This window comes from Superficieibacter sp. (assembly GCF_032071645.1).
Classification (GTDB): domain Bacteria; phylum Pseudomonadota; class Gammaproteobacteria; order Enterobacterales; family Enterobacteriaceae; genus Superficieibacter.
Genome location: NZ_DAMAPU010000002.1, coordinates 322,405 through 340,149, shown reverse-complemented (window position 1 = coordinate 340,149; position 17,745 = coordinate 322,405). Strand labels below are relative to the sequence as shown.

Here is a 17,745-nt window from a genome sequence, read left to right as displayed (position 1 = left end):
CTTCAAATTATTGTTGTTATTTTTGCGCTGTGAAATGTCCACGATAATCCGCCGCCGGATGGGGTGCAGCCAGCCGGTCCCCTTTATCAAACAGGCGGTTACGAAGAGAAGAATCCGGTTTTGGCGGCTGGAACAGACCGCGCGCGGTTAGCACCGGCAGTACCTGTTCCGCAAATTCAGTAAAGTCACGCGGGCTGACAAATTCATGCAGATTAAAACCGTCGACGCCGGTGACGCGGACAATCTCTGCGATGTCATCGGCAATACGCTCCGGTGTTCCGACCAGCGTGCGGGCGTAGGGGCTAAGATTTACCAGCCGTTGTTTAATCGCGCCGATACTGTCCGGGCGGGCTTTTTCGCTGGTAAAACGCGCCGACTCCGAGCGTGAGAAGTTATGCGGCTCGGAAGAAAGCGTGTCGTCATCATGATAGCGTGACAGGTCAAAACCACTGGCTCCGCCAAACGCTGCATACTGCGCTTCGGGTGACTGGGCGGCACGGATCGCATCGGCTTTTTCTTCCGCCTCTGCCTGGGTTTTCCCTGTGACCACGGAAAGATCCGTCAGTACCCGAATAGCATCCGCCGCTCGTCCGGCGTCTACTGCCGCCGCGCGCAGCTTATCCACGTTGATGCGCAGCGCATCCAGGTTCATGCCGTTGACGAACACCACTTCCGCATGGCGCGCTGCAAATGCCAGCCCGCGAGCTGACGCTCCGGCCTGGAAGATCACCGGCGTGCGCTGTACGCTCGGCTCGGTCAGTGCGGGTCCCTGTACCGAGAAAAACTCGCCCTGATGATTAATGCGATGCACTTTGTCTGCATCCGCATAGCGCTTTGCGGTTTTGTCGTACAGCACAGCGTCCTCATCCCAGCTCCCCTCCAGCAGCTTGTAAAAAACGGTTAAAAACTCTTCCGCCCGCGCATAGCGTACGTCATGGGGAAGCTGATCCGGCAGGCCATAATTCCGTGCTGCATTCGGCAGATAAGACGTCACTACATTCCAGCCAATTCGCCCTTTTGACAGATGATCCAGCGTCCCGAAGCGGCGGGCAAAGGTAAACGGGTGTTCATAGGTGGTGGAGGCAGTGACGGCAAAAGAGAGATTTTTACTGGCCGCGAGCATGGCGGGGATCACCATAAACGGATCGTTTAATGGAAAATCAACGGCACCTTCAATCGCGGGCACCGGGGACTGACGGTAAACGTCATACACCCCCAGCACATCCGCAAAAAACAGCGCGGTGAATCCTGCCTCGTCCAGCGCACGTGCACGTTCCACCCAGTAGTCAAGGTCTTTATAACGATGACGCTCTGACAACGGATGGGTCCAGCTTCCCTGGGCGTAGTAACCCACACCATTCATTTCAAAAGCATTAAATATTAACGGGCGCGGGGTGCTCATGACGCAGACTCCTCATATAACGCGATTTGACTGCGACCCAATTCCTGATAACGCAGGCGCACCGGATCGTGCAGAGTGTGAGTCCGGGCATTGCGCCAGTAACGGTCAAGGCGCAGGGCGCGATCGGCGGCGCGGGCACCGCTCCAGGAAAAGACATCGCTGCTGGCGGCGAGACTCACTTCCGCCGCCAGCGCTTTGGTGGCGGCAAGTTGATTCTGCAACTGCGGAAGTTTTGCGGCACCGTCATGCTGAACGTCATCCAGCAGCGTTGCCGTATTTTCCAGCAGCGCCGAGATAGCCAGAATACGCGCGCTTAACACCCCGACCTGGTATTGCAGTACGGGGTCCAGCGCAAGCGAGGGATACGGGGACTCAAAGGGAATGCGCGTATCACGCGCGACACTTTGCGCGCCCCATTCCACGATGCCTTCAGCGATGCCAAGATCGATAGCCGCATGAAGCAGACGCCCGCTTTCATGCCAGGCTATATTGCGATGAGCGGCGTCCCACACCGGGATAACATACTCTGCCGACACCTCCACCTCTTCCAGCAGCAACGAACCACTGGAACTTCCCCGCTGACCTAGCCCATTCCAGTCATCCGTCAGCGTCACTCCCGGCGCATCAGTTCGAACCCAGGCCAGCGCTTGTACGTCGTTTTCGCCCTTAGCGATCACGGTGATCCAGCGTGCGCCAATCGAGCCGGTAGAATAATATTTACGCCCGTTAAGGCGATAACGATCGCCGTCACGCAGCAGAGTGGTGGAAAAATCCGCCGAATGCTTGCCACCGCGCTCGCTCGCGGCATTAGCAATGCGCTCGCCGTTCAGTACATCCTGATACAGTACCCGTTGCGCCTGGACCGAAGGCAGCAGAGCAATGGCGTCAGTAAAGCCATAATGAGGCTGAAGTAACTGGGCAATACCGGCATCAGCCTGCGCCAGAATCCGGCTAACGGCCATCACCTGTGCCTGACTTCCTCCCGGTCCGCCAGCATTATGCGGCACACGCAGCGCCAGCAGGCCGGACTGGCGTAAAGCCTCCCGTGCCTGTTGATAATCGCTGTGCAGATCGGATGCCACCGCCAGCGCCGCTAATTTTTGCTTCAGGACATTCGCGGCGGCGATGACCTCTGAAAAAGATAAACTACCGTCAATCATTATTGACGGACTGGTAAATGAATTATGCATAATACCCCGGATAACAATAAGGAAATAATTTTCCGCAATAAAACCCTGCAAATACGGTGGTAATTAATCTAAGAGTAAATATTTTCGAAACGGTATAACCGGGGAGTAACAAAAGCAATCCTGTTAGTTATGCGTATTACAGATATTGAAAGCAGGAAATGTAGTAATGCTGGGCCTGTCAGGTCAGTTAGATTTGTGAAATGGATTGCCGGATTCAGGATTTAGATATGTCTGTATCATCAAATTTTTCAGATTCAGCAAATCATGGCTTTACTATTTTTTAAGGATTAACTTAGCAACAACACGCTCAAAGCACACTGCCCTGCAACAATGCTTTTTTCCTGACGTGGGATAAATGTCTTTATTTTGGGGAGGCATTTAAATCAGGCATTATTTCTCATATTTATAAAAATTCAACAATACACATTTGTTGTTTTTCTGACAGCCACCAGATGCATTCATTTAATGAATAACTAAACAAGGGTAATTATGCTTTGTCAGTACCCGATGCAGGTATATAATTCTATTTAAATAATCATAATGTCAGGCAATACCACGGAGGGACTTATGCGGATCAGTACCAGAACAACACTTCTTTTTATCATCACGGTATTTTTGCTGGCGGGTTGCACGCGCCACTCGACTATTGACCAGAAAAAGTCTGGCGTATCTCGTGCCAAAAATCGTACCGGTAAAAATCCACTATCATCACAATTGACTGATAAAGACATTTTTGGGAATGAAACCACACTCGCCGTTTCCGAAGAGGATATTCAGGCGGCGCTGGAGGGAGAAGCATTTCAGGTACCGCTGAATTCTTCGGTTATCCTGGTGCAATCCGGTAGTCGCGCACCGGAAATGGCGATGCAGCAGGAAATAAGTAAATATTATACTGTCTCAACCTTTTCTGGAATTCCTGACAGACAAAAAGCCATGTCCTGTAATAAAGATGAGAAAGGACTCCCTGTCGCCAGTGAAAATATGAACTGGATGCAGGCGCTTCGCTACATTGCGGCAAAAGGTCACCAGCGGGTGATTATTGTTTACGAGGGTGCACTACAGTCAGGAAAATATGATTCAACGCTGAAATCTACGGTATGGTCGGATTTTAAAAATGAAAAGCTGACTGATGCAGTGTCATTGCGTTATCTGGTGCGCTTTACCCTGGTGGATGTTGCCACCGGCGAATGGGCGACCTGGTCTCCCATTAATTATGAGCACCAGGTGCTTTTCTCACAGGGCGCAAAAAACGACATAACTGAATTGCAGATTATGCAGTTGAAACAAAAAACGTATGCGACGCTGGTAGAAGACCTGGTGAATCGGTATCAGTAAATCCGTCACTTTACTACAGGGTGGCAGTCAGCACTGTCCCGGCATCAGCGCCTGGCATAATGAATGAGCCTCCATTCACCACGGGCGCTTCATTCCGGGCATAACTGTCGCATTTCCTGTACTGCTGCGCCCCTGGAACGACACGAAATAAATTCCCGCGTCCGTGATACAGCAGAAAGTCAGATGTAAAATCTGGCTTCCTGCTTTTTTCAAGCCACGGCAATAGCCTACCTTCCGGATGTTTATTACCGATCAGAAAATACGGTCATCCCACAGGCTGTATGCGCTGGTTCCGGCAGTACAATGTTCCCAACTAATTGATTCGTAGATTAGCTCAATACATTCTTCGGGCTGTCCTTCGCTATCGTTAATAGTATGGGGGATCTGAAGATGGATACTGGCAATTCTGGCGTTTATTAATTTTAATTTATAATAACATTCATTCATCCCCGTACGGTTGGTACGGTAGAAACTGAACTCGCAGGTCATACACTCATTTTCAGAAATAGCTTTACCCAATAAAGGTGATGCCTTATCTAAAGGTTTTATCATAGTCAGCGCCTGATGATTGACATTGTGCTGCCGAGTCAAACCATGAGATAATCCCATCACCATGATCTGATCAAAGTGTGCAAGCTGTGCTTTATTGCCAATTGAGTCCAGAGAAGAGCACCCTGCAGAAATCAATCCCTGTATTTGCCCATTCAGGGTCAGATAAATCAAATTTGCCATAATAAACTCCTTCTATTCAGTGGTTTTCCCCGGATTTTCTCCGGCCGCCATTTCCGGCATTGCATTATTTTTCAGCAACAGCCAACGACTTAATACGCCGTCCAGCCGCTCGTTAATTTGTTTTTCCAGCGTATCCGTTTTCTGTCCCCGAACGCGGGCGTCCTGGTACTGGGTCAGCAGGGATTCAAGCGGAGTTTCCGCGCCCAGTCCCCGCTCCGCCTGCCAGATGACGTTTTTGATATACGAAAGCGTCAGTCCTTCTTTCTCGCGCTGCATCACCAGATTGGCAAAGGCGTGTAAATCCTCGCGGGCCTGCAACCAGCCGCGTAGCTGCGGGCTACTCTGTGCGCGGGTTTTCAGGGTTTCATTCCACCGTGCGGTGGCCTGCTGCTGTTGCAGGCTTTCCGGCCAACGGCTGTCGGCGGTGCGCATCATCTGCATTCCGGTTTCCAGCGGCTGTACGGGTGGCGCGTCCAGCAGTTGCTGGAGCCTGTGTTGATAGCCATCCAGATCTGGCGAAGCGAGCCATACCGTGGCAGCCCCCTGAGCGGTGTCATTAACCTGCACAAGCTGCTGCTGCGTCGGATAGACCTGCCACCACCAGAGGGCAGCGGCGACGGCTGCGCAACTGGCTACACCGCTTAAAAATCCCCTCACCGTGCTGCCCGGTTTTGCTGTTTCGCCTGTAGATGCGTTCTCCGCCATGCTGCGCACTTCCACCCGGACTTTGGGTAAGTCAGGCAGTGGCGGCACAACGCTTTCTGTTGTGGCAGATGGCGTACTTTCCGGTGCATAGACCAGCGTTTTGACCATGGTCTGCGTTGAGTTCTCAACGGTGCCTTTTGGCTGCGGCTCCAGCCGTTTACGGGTGTTCTGGGTGAAATAAAGTAGGTTTTCCATGCGCGGCAAACGTTTAAGATCCACCTGCTGGAGCTTGTCACAGATAAGCTGCAACGCCCGTTCAGTGCGATATAGCAGCGGCAGATCAGACTCCGCGAAAGAGATCTGCTGGCGCAGGATATTGCCAGTGCGGGTGTTGAACCAGTCGAGCATTTCCGTTCTTGCCGTGCCGCTCTGTGGCCAGAACTTATCCCAGTCATGGCTTATCATCGCTGCCAGCAACTCCACTCCTTCACAGAAGCCCGCCAGTCCCTGGGTACGGGTGCGCGCCAGGGTGTAATAAGTGGCCGTATGTAAATCCACGCCATTGGTTTTGAAAATCGCCAGCGCCAGCGACTCTACCAGTTTCCAGTTCAGCTCAGGCTGCGACGGGTGACTGGCCTTGTTAATTTCCTCGCGGATAGCACTAAACTCCGGCAGGCTGCGTGGATCGGTGCCGGTAATAATGGTTTGAGTATAAGCTGATATATTCATTTTATTTTTGAATCCGCAGGAGTAATCGGAATAAAATTTTTATCGACGTCATCTTCTTCAGGATGGTATTTAAATTGCTCGCACATCCCGATATCTTTCACATAGTTAACACCTGAAAAGGGGCCTTTCTGGCCGCACGATTCATAGTTATATATAGCGTAACCTAAAACAGCGACCGTTAGTGGAATGCTGAGCAAAAAAGCGAGAACAGTATATGCAAGGATAATATTGATCATCCCGGACCACAGGCTCATCAGATCGAGAGTAAGTGGATAAAACAAAAGCAAAAACACTAATACATCAAAATAAACCATAGTAGGGAAAAGTGACAATATAAATAAATCCCGCCAATCAAAATAAAATGTATCCTCACCATTTAAGATAGACAGCATTGTTACGCCACTGGTGTTAGTAAAAAAAATCAATGCGCCAGTGAGGAGCAAAATTGCGAAAAGACACAAAGGAATGATCTTTGCTCTTTCTTTTAATGTCATTGGCCTCATTATTAATTTCTGTTTCATGGCTTTGGGATATCCTTACCTTTGCGTATTCATTCTATTTTCGTATCCTCTGGCGTTACCAGAATGAAGCTTTTATCGGACTCACTCTCTTCAGGATGGTATTTAAATTGCTCGCACATCCCGATATCTTTCGTGTAGTAATCGCCTGATAACGGGCCTTTACCATCGCACGATTCATAGTTGGACCTGACGTAATAAGTGATAGCTATTGATAATGGGATGGACAGAAAAAAAGCGAGGTACATATATACCCAGACAATATTTATTACGCCACGCCATAGCCTCATGAGGCTGTAACTAAAAGGGCAAAATAAACCCAAAAGCAAAAATATCTCAAAATAACCCATAACGGGGAAAATCAAAAATAACAAGACATCCCTCCAGTCATAATAAAAAGCATCTTCACCGTTTACAAGGGATATCATCGTCGCACCAGTAGTTTCACTAAGAAAAACTAGCGCTGCGGTAAGTGTCATCATACAGGCCAAAAGCAGAGATATAAACTTCAATCTTTCCTTTAATGTCATTGGTTTCAGTAAAACGTCTTGTTCAATAGGCATAAGATATCCTTACCTTTGCGTATTCATTCTATTTTCGTATCCTCTGGCGTTACCAGAATGAAGCTTTTATCGGACTCACTCTCTTCAGGATGGTATTTAAATTGCTCGCACATCCCGATATCTTTCGTGTAGTAATCGCCTGATAACGGGCCTTTACCATCGCACGATTCATAGTTGGACCTGACGTAATAAGTGATAGCTATTGATAATGGGATGGACAGAAAAAAAGCGAGGTACATATATACCCAGACAATATTTATTACGCCACGCCATAGCCTCATGAGGCTGTAACTAAAAGGGCAGAATAAACCCAAAAGCAAAAATATTTCAAAATAACCCATAACGGGTAAAAGCAAAAATAACAAGACACCCCTCCAGTCATAATAAAAAGCATCTTCACCGGTTACAAGGGATATCATCGTCGCTCCAGCAGTTTCACTAAGAAAAACCAGCGCTCCGGTAAGTGTCATCATACAGGCCAGACACAAGGAAATAAACTTCGCTCTTTCCTTTAATGTCATCGGCCTCAGTAAAACGTCTTGTTCAATAGGCATAAGATATCCTTACCATTGTTTATTCATCAAGCCTGAAGTAAACGGACCTGCATGACTGCGGTTCCATTGGTCGATCTCCTGCCAGCCCTCCATGCCTTGTTTGATTGCTGCAATTAACTTATCAGATAAGCCGTATTTATTATCCAGAGAATCTAATGACCAGGTAATTAAATATCCTATAGCAATAATGGCGACCACGCCTAACACCACAGGAACGGCAGCGCCAAATACTACTGTAGCAGTGGTTCCCATGGCAATTGCAATATTGGTCAGATACACGGTGGCAATAATTTTGGCAATATCCATTGTAATATTACCAATAAACTCCTCCACTTTATATTCAGATTTAAAAATAGACTCCACTATGCGCCAGGCCAATGAAAACCAGACGCAAAACCTGGCTCCCTTAAGAGTATCGACACCAGTCTTCACCATGCTTACACTGAAATCCAGCAGCCTGGCAGGATTTATTTTAAACCGTGGCAATCGTAGAATTCTTCGTATCGATTTATAGTCAGTAATCTTTACATATATTTTCTTGCCGATATCATATTTATTAGCATTAATACCTAATGTTTTTAATCGGAAGAACAATTTAGTAATATTAGCATTACTCATATTTTTGGAAATATCTTTTCCTCCTATTATGGTTTCTCTGATATTTCCCGCATAAGTAGTACCGAATTTCATATGCTGACTATTTAAGAAATCATCCACAACACCCTGCGCCTCTTCCAGAGTCAGTAACATAATATGCTGAGTGTTTTTCTCAAGGATTTCTGCCACCCCCAGCGTATCAAGAATATAAGGATGCTGCGGGATCAGCTGGTTAACGGGAACCTTACCGCGCAGGGAATCGCCAAGATAATCTGTCCATGACAGATTCTGGTTATTAAGTTCAGTCATTTCTGCCTCCGTAAATCCATGGAGTAAAATTAATGGGCAACGTGCGGGCTGCTTCCCGCGTTTACCCTTCCTGTTTCCTTTTGAAGAAGCTGGTCATTATCGCTACCCGCTTCTTCATGATCTGTTTATCGCCGTTTAGTACAGCGTATCCGGCAGCCGGAACTGGTTGAATAATCCGCCGCTGAATGGGTTATCTTCGGTGTCGGTATGCACCCGGTAGACCATCGCCCCGCCGTCTACGGTAAACCGGACGCTGAAGGTGCCCTCTTCTACTCCGGTCAGTTGCCCGGCTCCGAACAGGCGGAACTGCGCCCACGGCCCGTTGAAGCTAAGGCTGCGCGGTGCGCCCCCGTTGGTGCCTATTAGCGTCAGCTTGCTTTCATTGCCTTCGCGCATGTTATTCGGCCATACCAGGTGCGCGGTGTAGTTACGTCCCTGGCTGTAGTCAACAAGCTGACCGTCGAGGTTAAGCACGCTGCGCCGTTTGTTACCGGAGAGCGAGACGGTTTCCACCGCAAACGAAGTGCCCAGCCCGTTCTGTTTGCTGAAGAAGATGTCGCGGATTTTCTGCGCCGTCTCCAGTTGCGCAATCACGTCCTCACGGATAATTACGCCGTCATCCCCGTCACGGCTGAGGTCGTTTTCGATAAACAACTTAAGGTTCTGCTGATAGAAGGTGTCCAGCACGCCATCCGGTTTGAAGAAGCGCTCGAAGGCGTCCAGCGAAGCATCCTGCGATGAACCCGAGGTAAACGGATAGTTACCGGCAAGCTGCTGGTTAAACGGCGTCACTACGTTGTCTCGCCAGTCCACTTCCATATAGTGAACTGCCTCCAGCATCACCACATGCCAGGCCTGATCCGCCAGTTTCCCCACCCAGCGGTTGAGCGGCGCGGGCAGGGTTTTCGCCATCTGGCGGGTGGCAAATATCGGGTCGCTGCTGTTCTGGTCAAGGCGTAACTGTACGGCTTTCAGCGCCGATTTCCCCGGCACCGGCGCGTTCTGAATAGCCAGCAGGTAACGGTGCAGTTCGGTTAACTGCTGATAGACCGCCTGCAGGGTGCTTTCTTTATCTTTCTGTACGGCCAGGGTGCTGTTTTCCGCCGCGAACTCATGATCCAGCCGGGTCAGCAGGCGATATTCCGGCTCCTCCAGCGCTGCCTCCCTGGCTTTGCCGTCCAGTTTGTCAGAGAGCACAGCGGGTCGGGTGTTATCGCGCAGCGCCGTCAGCGCCCGTTGCAGGGGCTGGTCGCCGCTGATGATTTGTTCCAGTGCCCCGGTCATTTGCGCAATGGACTCATAGTCCCGCACGTTGAGGTTATCCATTCCGGCGCGCCAGGTCGCGGTGTAGTCGCTGATATATTGCTCGGTCAACCGGGCGAGTCTCCAGACGCTCAATGGCATCCAGCTTTTGCTGTGACAGGCGGGCAGTCTGTGGATGATGAATAGCATGGCGATCAAAATTAGCGATCACCTGCTTTAACGCATCCGTATCAAGCAGTGACAAATAATTCAGGTTCATGGCTGAAAGCAGGGACCAGTGCAGGCTACCATCGAGTACTGGCCATAAGGGTTGCGTTGGCCGTGTAACATTACGAAATGACGCTACGGCCGCGTTTTTACCTGTGGTACCGGTAATATCACCTGTACGCAATTGTAACGGGAGCTCTCGGTTAGTACAGGTTAGCGACACCGACACAACTTCATTACTGAGCAGCGACTCTTCTGACGGATAGCTACCATCGGCATGTATAAAAGCAAGAGTATGGTCAAACCCCTTATGAAACAGGGAGGTTTTTCTGCGGTGATGCCAGTACACCACTTCCCGTTTCCGGCTATATTCCATTTGATGACTGAAACTTTCAAAGGCAGGCCAATGGCGTGCAGGCTTTGTCGTGACCGGACGGCCAAGATCTTTTTTCCTTAACATGTCCTGGGTCTGGCTTACCACGCCATTGACAGAAAAAATATCATAACAATCTTGATAATGGCGGCTGGGCGTCAGCGGATAGTCAGCTCGTCGATTGTCCAGCGTGATAGCTTCGGCATGCTGGATAAACAAATTAATAGCTGGCGCGCAATACAGACGCAGAGAATTATTGCGTAGGCGGATATCTACAGGTAAAGGACGTGCAAAACGTAGTTGCAGCGTAAAGCTTGACGCCTGTAGTCCTTCCGGCAGGGTTGGGATGCCGCAGGCATCGAAGAAGAGGAAAGCATCCGGGTAGCAAAAATATTCCTGAAGGATCCGGTAACCACTATGAACGTTCTTGGGCCATGGCAGTATGGCATCCTTATTCTCAAACCCAACGGCCTTCAGCATAAAATCAGGCAGGCGAATATGTTGTTCACCCACAACCAATTCGGCACCCTGCAAATATTCGCAGAACCACAGATAAAGCTGATCGCGAGTGTAATTATCATCGTTACCCAGCCAGAAACGCAGTTTATTCAGATCCAGCGTACTGAGATCTGCACCAGGTGCAACGGAAAAGGTGATATTGATAATACCGTTCCGGGGGGTGCTGCGATTTTCTATATGAGCCAGACGAATCGGCAATAGCCAGATATCCCGGCAAAGTGTAAAGGTACAGGCCGGAGCTTCATCTTGTTTATCATCAGGAGAAAGGACATCGTCCTTGATCATTTCCCCCGCACCGGTTGTAAACTGCTCATTACGGGGGATCAGTACTGAAACGGATGATTTATCCATATCCGGCGTATATTCAATAAGGGTCATTGCCGGAACCGGGCGCAGATAGTTGGGCCACAGCATCTGGATCAATCCGTGCGTCAGTTCTGGAAATTCATCCTCAATTTTCTGACGCAGATTCCCGGTCAGAAAGGCCACCCCTTCCAGCAGTCGTTCGATATCAGGGTCGGTATCTTTTTCGGCCAGGAACCGCGCTAAATGGGGTTTTTCCGTCGCCAACAGCTTGCTTAACTGGCGCAGATAATCGAGTTCTTCCCGGTAATAGCGTTCTTCAAATTCCATTTTCTCATTCCACCCGATAATGCTGGTTGCCGTTTGGTGCCATGTCAAATTCAAGAACTTCACACATCTCGTTGAATATTACCCATGCGGTAATATGAAAAGTCATTTCTTGTGAATGGGCTGCATGAAGACGCGCAGGCTGGACCTCTACCTGTGAAATACGCGGTTCGTAACGCTCAATACATTCAACGATGGCCTGGCTCATTGCGTCGCGAAAATTTTCAGCATTTTCAGGCTCCGCAATGCCCAGTTCTGGAGCCCCCCGACAACTGCCGGATCGGGTATTAAGAATATTACGCAGGCTCTGACGGATAGACTTCCTGAGTGTATTTGGATTTCTTCCCCCCAGGCTTCTCGCCGACGGGGCTTCCATACGTTCAAATAAAGAACCTGCGGGTCTTTCCCGATCCGGTGTCATAATGCTTATTCCTTGTCTAATCGGCCGACCAGAGAAAGCTCAAAATTTGCTCCCATATATTTAAAATGGGGACGGACGGATAATGCGACCTGATACCAGCCAGGCTCACCATCTACATCCATAACCTCCACTTTGGCGGCACGTAACGGTTTACGACTGCGGACATCAGCTGGTGGGTTTTCCTGATCGGCAACATACTGGCGAATCCATGTGTTCAGTTCCCGCTCAAGATCGCTTCTTTCTTTCCATGAACCAAGTTGTTCACGTTGCAGTACTTTGATGTAATGCGCCAACCGGTTGATAATAAAAAGGTAAGGTAACTGCGTTCCTAACTTGTAATTGGTCTCTGCCGCTTTGCTGGGAAAACGTTTAGGTTTTTGTACTGAGTTTGCTGAGAAAAATGCAGCATTATCAGAGTCTTTACGCATAGTCAGGGTAATAAACCCTTCTTCAGCCAGTTCAAACTCCCGGCGATCGGTAATCAGCACTTCCGTAGGGATCTTGGCCTGAATCTGACCCATAGATTCAAAGAGATGTACCGGCAGATCTTTTACAGCGCCACCACTTTGCGGGCCAATAATATTTGGACACCAGCGATATTTAGCAAAACTATCGGCAATATTGCTCGCCAGCATCCAGGCGGTATTGCCCCAGAGGTAGTCTTCGTGGTTACGGCTGACATCTTCATAGTAATTAAAACTCCTGACAGGATTATCTGTCGCAGAGTATGGCTGGCGAAGAAGGAAGCGTGGTGCGGTTAAACCTAAATAACGAGAATCCTCAGACTCGCGCAAAGCACGCCATTTTGTATATGCCGGGCCTTCAAAAATGGCATACAGATCCTTGATATTAGGTAATTCAGTCCATGAATTCAGTCCCATAAATTCTGGTGAAATGGAAGAGAGGAACGGTGCATGTGCCATCGCGCCCACAGCGCTAACATATTTCAGTAACTTCATATCGGGTGCATTGTTCTTAAATTCATAAGCACCTAATACCGCTGCGACAGGCTCACCACCAAACTGCCCATAGCCACTGGAATAAACATGTTTGTAAAAACCAGACTGAATAATCTCTGGAGCGAATTCAAAATCTTCGAGAAGCTCTTCTTTGGTGGCATGAAGAACATTAATTTTGATGTTTTCGCGAAAATCAACCCGGTCAACCATCGTTTTTAACGAGCGCCAAAAAGATTCTAACTGCTGAAACTCTGAGGCATGAATAATTTCATCCATCTGACGACCGATGCGATAGTCGATATCAGCAATCATGCTATCCACGGCGAGCTTATTAACAGGCTCAGTGGTGCTATTGGCTTCCAGGATGCTTGTTATAAAAGCAGTTACCCCCTGACGAGCAATGTCATAACTTTCCGAACCAGGCTGAATGCGAGTTTGCGCCATAATTTCATCAAGCAAAGATGAAGTCTGACTACTCCGTTCAGGGGTGATGGAGATGAGTTCTTCTTCCTGTAGAGACATACTAAAATCCTTCTTAGCCAGAATTACTTATTATTCACGATATTGAGTTCCCGCAGTAATTGCTCACGGGTGTCATTATTATCTAAAAGCGCCTGAATCTGAGCCCGAAATGCAGGGACATTGCCCATCGGTCCCTTCAGAGCAACCAACGCCTCACGCAATTCCAGTAGTTTTTTCAGTTCAGGTACCTGTCGGGAGACGCTATCTGGTGAAAAATCGTCTAATGATTTAATATTCAGAGCTACATTCAGTTCATCATCTTTCGTATCTTTCAGACTACCAGGTACTGTAAAGTTCAGACTAATGTCTGCCTCTGCCATTACTGCGTTAAAATTATGTTTATTGATGGACACAATCGGCCGCTCATCAACAGGAGTTTCATCACGACAGCCTTTTGTATCGCCAACTACCAGTAGGTTAAGTGGTAGTTCCACCTCGGAGTTTTGTCCGTCAGTTTTAGGTATATAACGGATATTGATACGCTCTTTAGGTGCAATGGACCCATCTTTTACGCTCATAGCTCTTACCTTTCTCATATAAATAATTAATGAATTGGCTTTTATTTATAAAAATCAAGAATCACATAAGCATCACAAATAAAAACGAACCCAACCATTAACGTTAACGCCAGTTATAACATAAGCATGGAATAGCATACTATTGGTCAGCCAGAATATGAAATCGTTTTTCCCGACAGGATTGACAAATATTACTTACGTGATCATTATCACAACAAAGAGTAAAAATAGCATTCCATTATGTACTAATCCTATGTTTAAGTGTGAAAATAACAAATGCAGAAATTCAGTAGAAGCATAATTAAATTATGACATATCACCCCGATAAATAATAAAAGTCATTAACGTTAATAAGCATTGAATGTACGTATATTTTTGCCCAAGGCATCATTTTGGTTTATAGATAATTTAGCGAATGAATCCAGGAAAAACATCATTCCCAGATATGAATTAAGCCTGCTTGAATGTAATAAAAGATGCATAGCATCTTTAGCAAAAAAGAACCTGTGTTAACAGGTTGTATCTATACGGCAACGGAATAAGGAATTAACCATGCCAACTCCATGTTATATATCAATTACGGGTCAGACTCAGGGGAATATTACCGCAGGTGCATTTACCGCAGATTCTGTTGGTAATATTTTCGTGCAGGGTCATGAAGATGAAATGCTGGTGCAGGAATTCCTGCATAACATTACTGTTCCAACCGATCCGCAGTCTGGGCAGCCTTCGGGTCAACGCGCACATAAGCCGTTCATTTTTACTGTGGCACTGAATAAAGCTGTACCGCTGATGTACAACGCACTGGCCTCCGGTGAAATGCTGCCGATAACCTGCTGGAGCCGTCACAGGCCGGGGAGCAACTGAAGGATAACCGGCAGCTGCAGTGCAGGCACGGGGCGTGCAGGTACGATGCTTACGGCAGGCTGATACAAAAGCCGGGGCCGGAAGGAATGTGGCATTACCGCTACGACAGCGGGCACCGGATGACAGAAGCCGTGACTGAAATCCCTTCGGGGACGGGTAAAACGCGGCATGAGGTCCGTTTCAGCCACGACCCGCTGGGAAGACGGACGGAAAAGCGCAGCGTGGTGACGGAGTACGAAAACGGCCGGGGCCGGGTAAAAGAAACGCAGCGCGTGACAACGTTCGTGTGGGAGGGCCTGCGGCTGCTGGCGGAAAACCGGGACGGCCTGCCGCTGGTGTACGTGTATGAAGACCCGGGCAGTTACACGCCGCTGGCAAGAATATGGGGGAGCGGAGAGAACGCGCGGGTGGACTATTACCGCTGCAGCCAGAACGGGATGCCGGAGGCGCTGACGGACGCGGAGGGAAAAGAGCACTGGCGTCCTGATGCAGATACCTGGGGAGAAACGCTGGGTGAATACGCAGATGAACGCGGCAGCTACTGGTATCAGAAACATGACGGGGCCCCGGAAGAGAACCTGCGGTTTGCGGGTCAGTATCTGGACAGGGAAACGGGGCTTCACTACAATACATTCAGGTATTATGCGCCTGATATGGGGCGATTTTTAACGCCTGATCCGATAGGGCTAAGAGGCGGGTTAAACCTGTATGCTTATGCGCCTAATCCGCTGAGTTGGATTGATCCGCTTGGTCTAAATTGTAAGCTAACAAATCAGCAGTTTAAGGATAAACTAAAAAGAATTAGAAACCAGACTGCCGCCGGTGGCAACCGGGGAATAACTGGCATTGTTTCAAACAATGATGCTTTCAGATTAGGTGAGGCATTTGTTGGACCTAATTATAAGCGAAGTAGTGGTTATGGTTCTGATCTCTTGATTTCTGAAGATGGTCTAAGACAATATAGGGGGCCATTTCCGAAAGGAGGAAGAAATGCATTGACTGGTGAACCGTGGTCAAAAACCGGAACTCAAGTAAACTTCCAAAGTAGAACGATTCCGGAAGGGTCGTGGTCAAGCAATGTTCACCTGGATACGGAGCCATTACCATGAAAATAAAGCAAAGAAAACTAGAAATAAAAAACTACTGGTCTCCAGATATATATGACCCCTGGACTTGGGAGCCGATTGACAATAACGTTTTTTATCTTCTTGAAATGAATATAGGCATGAGTGACGAAGATGCCTCCGATATTTATTCAGTGGTTGTGGCAACTACCGAAGGGGTGTCTTGTTTAAAAAATAAAAAAAAATTGCTTAACAGGCAATATAAACTAATACTTGTTGATGAATATTCATGGAAAGGAGTTGTGTCCATCTTAAATTCTATTGTTTCAAATATAGAGATTATAAATAATATCTATATATCACAGGACTTATGTAGATATTTTTATTGGGAATATGATTCAATGAAATGATCTAAAAACCGGGAAAGAAATTAAATCTTCCTGGCTTTTTTATTATTTAATTCCCGTTCAGTACACTAAACACCCCGCCCTTCAGCTACTTAAACGACTGCCGCTGGTGTACGTGTATGAAGACCCAGGCAGTTACACGCCGCTGGCAAGAATATGGGGGAGCGGAGAGAACGCGCGGGTGGACTATTACCGCTGCAGCCAGAACGGGATGCCGGAGGCGCTGACGGACGCGGAGGGAAAAGAGCACTGGCGTCCTGATGCAGATACCTGGGGAGAAACGCTGGGTGAATACGCAGATGAACGCGGCAGCTACTGGTATCAGAAACATGACGGGGCCCCGGAAGAGAACCTGCGGTTTGCGGGTCAGTATCTGGACAGGGAAACGGGGCTTCACTACAATACGTTCAGGTATTATGCGCCTGATATGGGAAGATTTTTAACGCCTGATCCGATAGGGCTGGCGGGGGGCATTAATCTTTATCAGTATGCGCCTAATCCGTTAAGCTGGATAGATCCTCTTGGGTTAGCAAAGGTGTGTAGTGGTGGCTCCCCAAAAGATGCGCAGAAAAAAATTGATAGAGGACAAGGACCGAAAGATATTAAACGTATAGATGAGCCAGAGCCAGAAAGTGTACCTGGTAGCCAGTGGCATGCTCATCAAACCAAACCAGTTAAAGGGAAAAATCCAGCATTAAATCAGGATGGCTCGACTCATGATGGTCCTCCATCCTTTTCCAAAAAAACACTAAAATGGTTGAAAGATCATGGATGGAATGTGGACGATTGGCTATGAGTAAATTAGATTCTAAAATAAAAAAAATCCTAGAAAATGAAGGGTTTTATAATGATGAAATATATTTTGCTGATTATGATTCATTCGAGGAGATACCTTTATTTTCCAGATGGAAAAGTGTTTCCTTTTTGAAAAATACACCATTCGATGAAAATAATAAATTACTAATCTCACATGCAGTGAAATTAGCAGAGCACGCTATGAAAGTTTCATTCCTTAATACAAAAAAGGAGGAATATGAGGATTTTTTTTGTTGTGTGACGATAACCAAATGGGATAGTATGGATGAGATAAATTGTATTACACCAAATATATATATAACAAGAAAGAAAAAATGGCTTTTTTCCTATGTAAAACTCAGGCAAACTGCTTCTAAAGAAGAAATCCTAACAATTAAATATATAAATGAACTTGGTTTGACTGACTATACTGTATATATTTCCGGGAAAAATGATAGTGTTAGAAGAGTATACATTATAAATAATAATTATATACAAATTAAAAGCGATGATGATGATGATGAGATTATCAGAGCAAGACCGTAGATTTTTTACTACTACGCGGAAATTTTAGTAAGTTACACATGAAATTGATGGTACGACCCACAGGATGGATAGATCACGCA

General features: G+C 47.5%; 15 protein-coding genes and 4 pseudogenes. 6 read left to right on the top strand and 13 right to left on the bottom strand.

Translation table 11 applies throughout. The annotated features are described in order from the left end of the window. Positions 1-16: 16 nt before the first annotated feature. A complete protein-coding gene (locus RT197_RS05955; protein ID WP_312948305.1) occupies positions 17-1,402 on the bottom strand; it encodes an NtaA/DmoA family FMN-dependent monooxygenase in 1,386 nt (461 codons plus the stop codon). Then, positions 1,399-2,592, bottom strand: a complete 1,194-nt coding sequence (locus RT197_RS05950) for an acyl-CoA dehydrogenase family protein (RefSeq protein WP_312948303.1) — start codon at positions 2,590-2,592, stop codon at positions 1,399-1,401. Before RT197_RS05950 ends, RT197_RS05955 begins: the two co-directional genes overlap by 4 nt. Before the next feature lie 573 nt (positions 2,593-3,165). On the opposite strand from RT197_RS05950, the gene RT197_RS05945 reads away from it, so the two are divergent. Further along, a complete protein-coding gene (locus RT197_RS05945) occupies positions 3,166-3,927 on the top strand; it encodes a hypothetical protein (protein WP_409529678.1) in 762 nt (253 codons plus the stop codon). 252 nt (positions 3,928-4,179) lie between these two features. Here the strand turns inward: RT197_RS05945 and RT197_RS05940 are convergent, their stop codons facing one another. From RT197_RS05940 to tssB, 11 genes and pseudogenes are all read right to left on the bottom strand, one after another. Continuing rightward, a complete protein-coding gene (locus tag RT197_RS05940; RefSeq protein ID WP_312948300.1) occupies positions 4,180-4,659 on the bottom strand; it encodes an Hcp family type VI secretion system effector in 480 nt (159 codons plus the stop codon). Then, positions 4,571-6,033: pseudogene (locus RT197_RS05935) on the bottom strand (VasL domain-containing protein). The gene RT197_RS05940 and the pseudogene RT197_RS05935 overlap by 89 nt, the downstream one beginning before the upstream one ends. After that, positions 6,030-6,554: a DUF1240 domain-containing protein gene (locus RT197_RS05930; RefSeq protein WP_312948299.1), complete on the bottom strand. Its 525-nt coding sequence runs from the start codon at positions 6,552-6,554 to the stop codon at positions 6,030-6,032. The pseudogene RT197_RS05935 and the gene RT197_RS05930 overlap by 4 nt, the downstream one beginning before the upstream one ends. 29 nt (positions 6,555-6,583) lie before the next feature. After that, positions 6,584-7,114 (bottom strand): DUF1240 domain-containing protein, encoded by a 531-nt coding sequence (locus tag RT197_RS05925; protein ID WP_312948298.1) that lies wholly within the window; start codon positions 7,112-7,114, stop codon positions 6,584-6,586. A 23-nt stretch (positions 7,115-7,137) separates the two neighbouring features. Beyond that, complete coding sequence (locus tag RT197_RS05920; RefSeq protein ID WP_312948297.1) at positions 7,138-7,668, bottom strand: DUF1240 domain-containing protein; 531 nt, start codon at positions 7,666-7,668, stop codon at positions 7,138-7,140. 9 nt (positions 7,669-7,677) lie between these two features. Then, positions 7,678-8,574 (bottom strand): hypothetical protein, encoded by an 897-nt coding sequence (locus RT197_RS05915; RefSeq protein ID WP_312948295.1) that lies wholly within the window; start codon positions 8,572-8,574, stop codon positions 7,678-7,680. A gap of 135 nt (positions 8,575-8,709) precedes the next feature. Then, positions 8,710-9,951: pseudogene (locus RT197_RS05910) on the bottom strand (type VI secretion IcmF C-terminal domain-containing protein); the annotation flags it as partial. Then, positions 9,941-11,569: pseudogene (gene tssF, locus RT197_RS05905) on the bottom strand (type VI secretion system baseplate subunit TssF); the annotation flags it as partial. The pseudogenes RT197_RS05910 and tssF, both read right to left, overlap by 11 nt. Positions 11,570-11,573: 4 nt before the next feature. Next, complete coding sequence (gene tssE, locus RT197_RS05900; protein ID WP_312948293.1) at positions 11,574-11,987, bottom strand: type VI secretion system baseplate subunit TssE; 414 nt, start codon at positions 11,985-11,987, stop codon at positions 11,574-11,576. Between the two features lie 5 nt (positions 11,988-11,992). Continuing rightward, positions 11,993-13,468 (bottom strand): type VI secretion system contractile sheath large subunit, encoded by a 1,476-nt coding sequence (gene tssC / locus RT197_RS05895; protein WP_312948291.1) that lies wholly within the window; start codon positions 13,466-13,468, stop codon positions 11,993-11,995. Positions 13,469-13,491: 23 nt separating this feature from the next. Beyond that, on the bottom strand, positions 13,492-13,986 hold the full coding sequence (gene tssB, locus RT197_RS05890) for a type VI secretion system contractile sheath small subunit (RefSeq protein ID WP_312948289.1): 495 nt from the start codon (positions 13,984-13,986) through the stop codon (positions 13,492-13,494). Positions 13,987-14,538: 552 nt separating this feature from the next. Here tssB and tssD point away from each other — a divergent pair. From tssD to RT197_RS05865, 5 genes and pseudogenes are all read left to right on the top strand, one after another. Beyond that, positions 14,539-14,820 (top strand): annotated as a pseudogene (gene tssD / locus RT197_RS05885) (type VI secretion system tube protein TssD); the annotation flags it as partial. A 119-nt stretch (positions 14,821-14,939) separates the two neighbouring features. Further along, positions 14,940-15,962: an RHS repeat-associated core domain-containing protein gene (locus RT197_RS05880; RefSeq protein ID WP_409529676.1), complete on the top strand. Its 1,023-nt coding sequence runs from the start codon at positions 14,940-14,942 to the stop codon at positions 15,960-15,962. Further along, on the top strand, positions 15,959-16,327 hold the full coding sequence (locus RT197_RS05875; RefSeq protein WP_312948287.1) for an Imm8 family immunity protein: 369 nt from the start codon (positions 15,959-15,961) through the stop codon (positions 16,325-16,327). The genes RT197_RS05880 and RT197_RS05875 overlap by 4 nt, the downstream gene beginning before the upstream one ends. Before the next feature lie 178 nt (positions 16,328-16,505). Next, positions 16,506-17,120: an RHS repeat-associated core domain-containing protein gene (locus RT197_RS05870; RefSeq protein WP_312948285.1), complete on the top strand. Its 615-nt coding sequence runs from the start codon at positions 16,506-16,508 to the stop codon at positions 17,118-17,120. Further along, on the top strand, positions 17,117-17,665 hold the full coding sequence (locus tag RT197_RS05865; protein WP_312948283.1) for an Imm15 family immunity protein: 549 nt from the start codon (positions 17,117-17,119) through the stop codon (positions 17,663-17,665). The genes RT197_RS05870 and RT197_RS05865 overlap by 4 nt, the downstream gene beginning before the upstream one ends. The last annotated feature ends 80 nt before the right edge of the window (positions 17,666-17,745 follow it).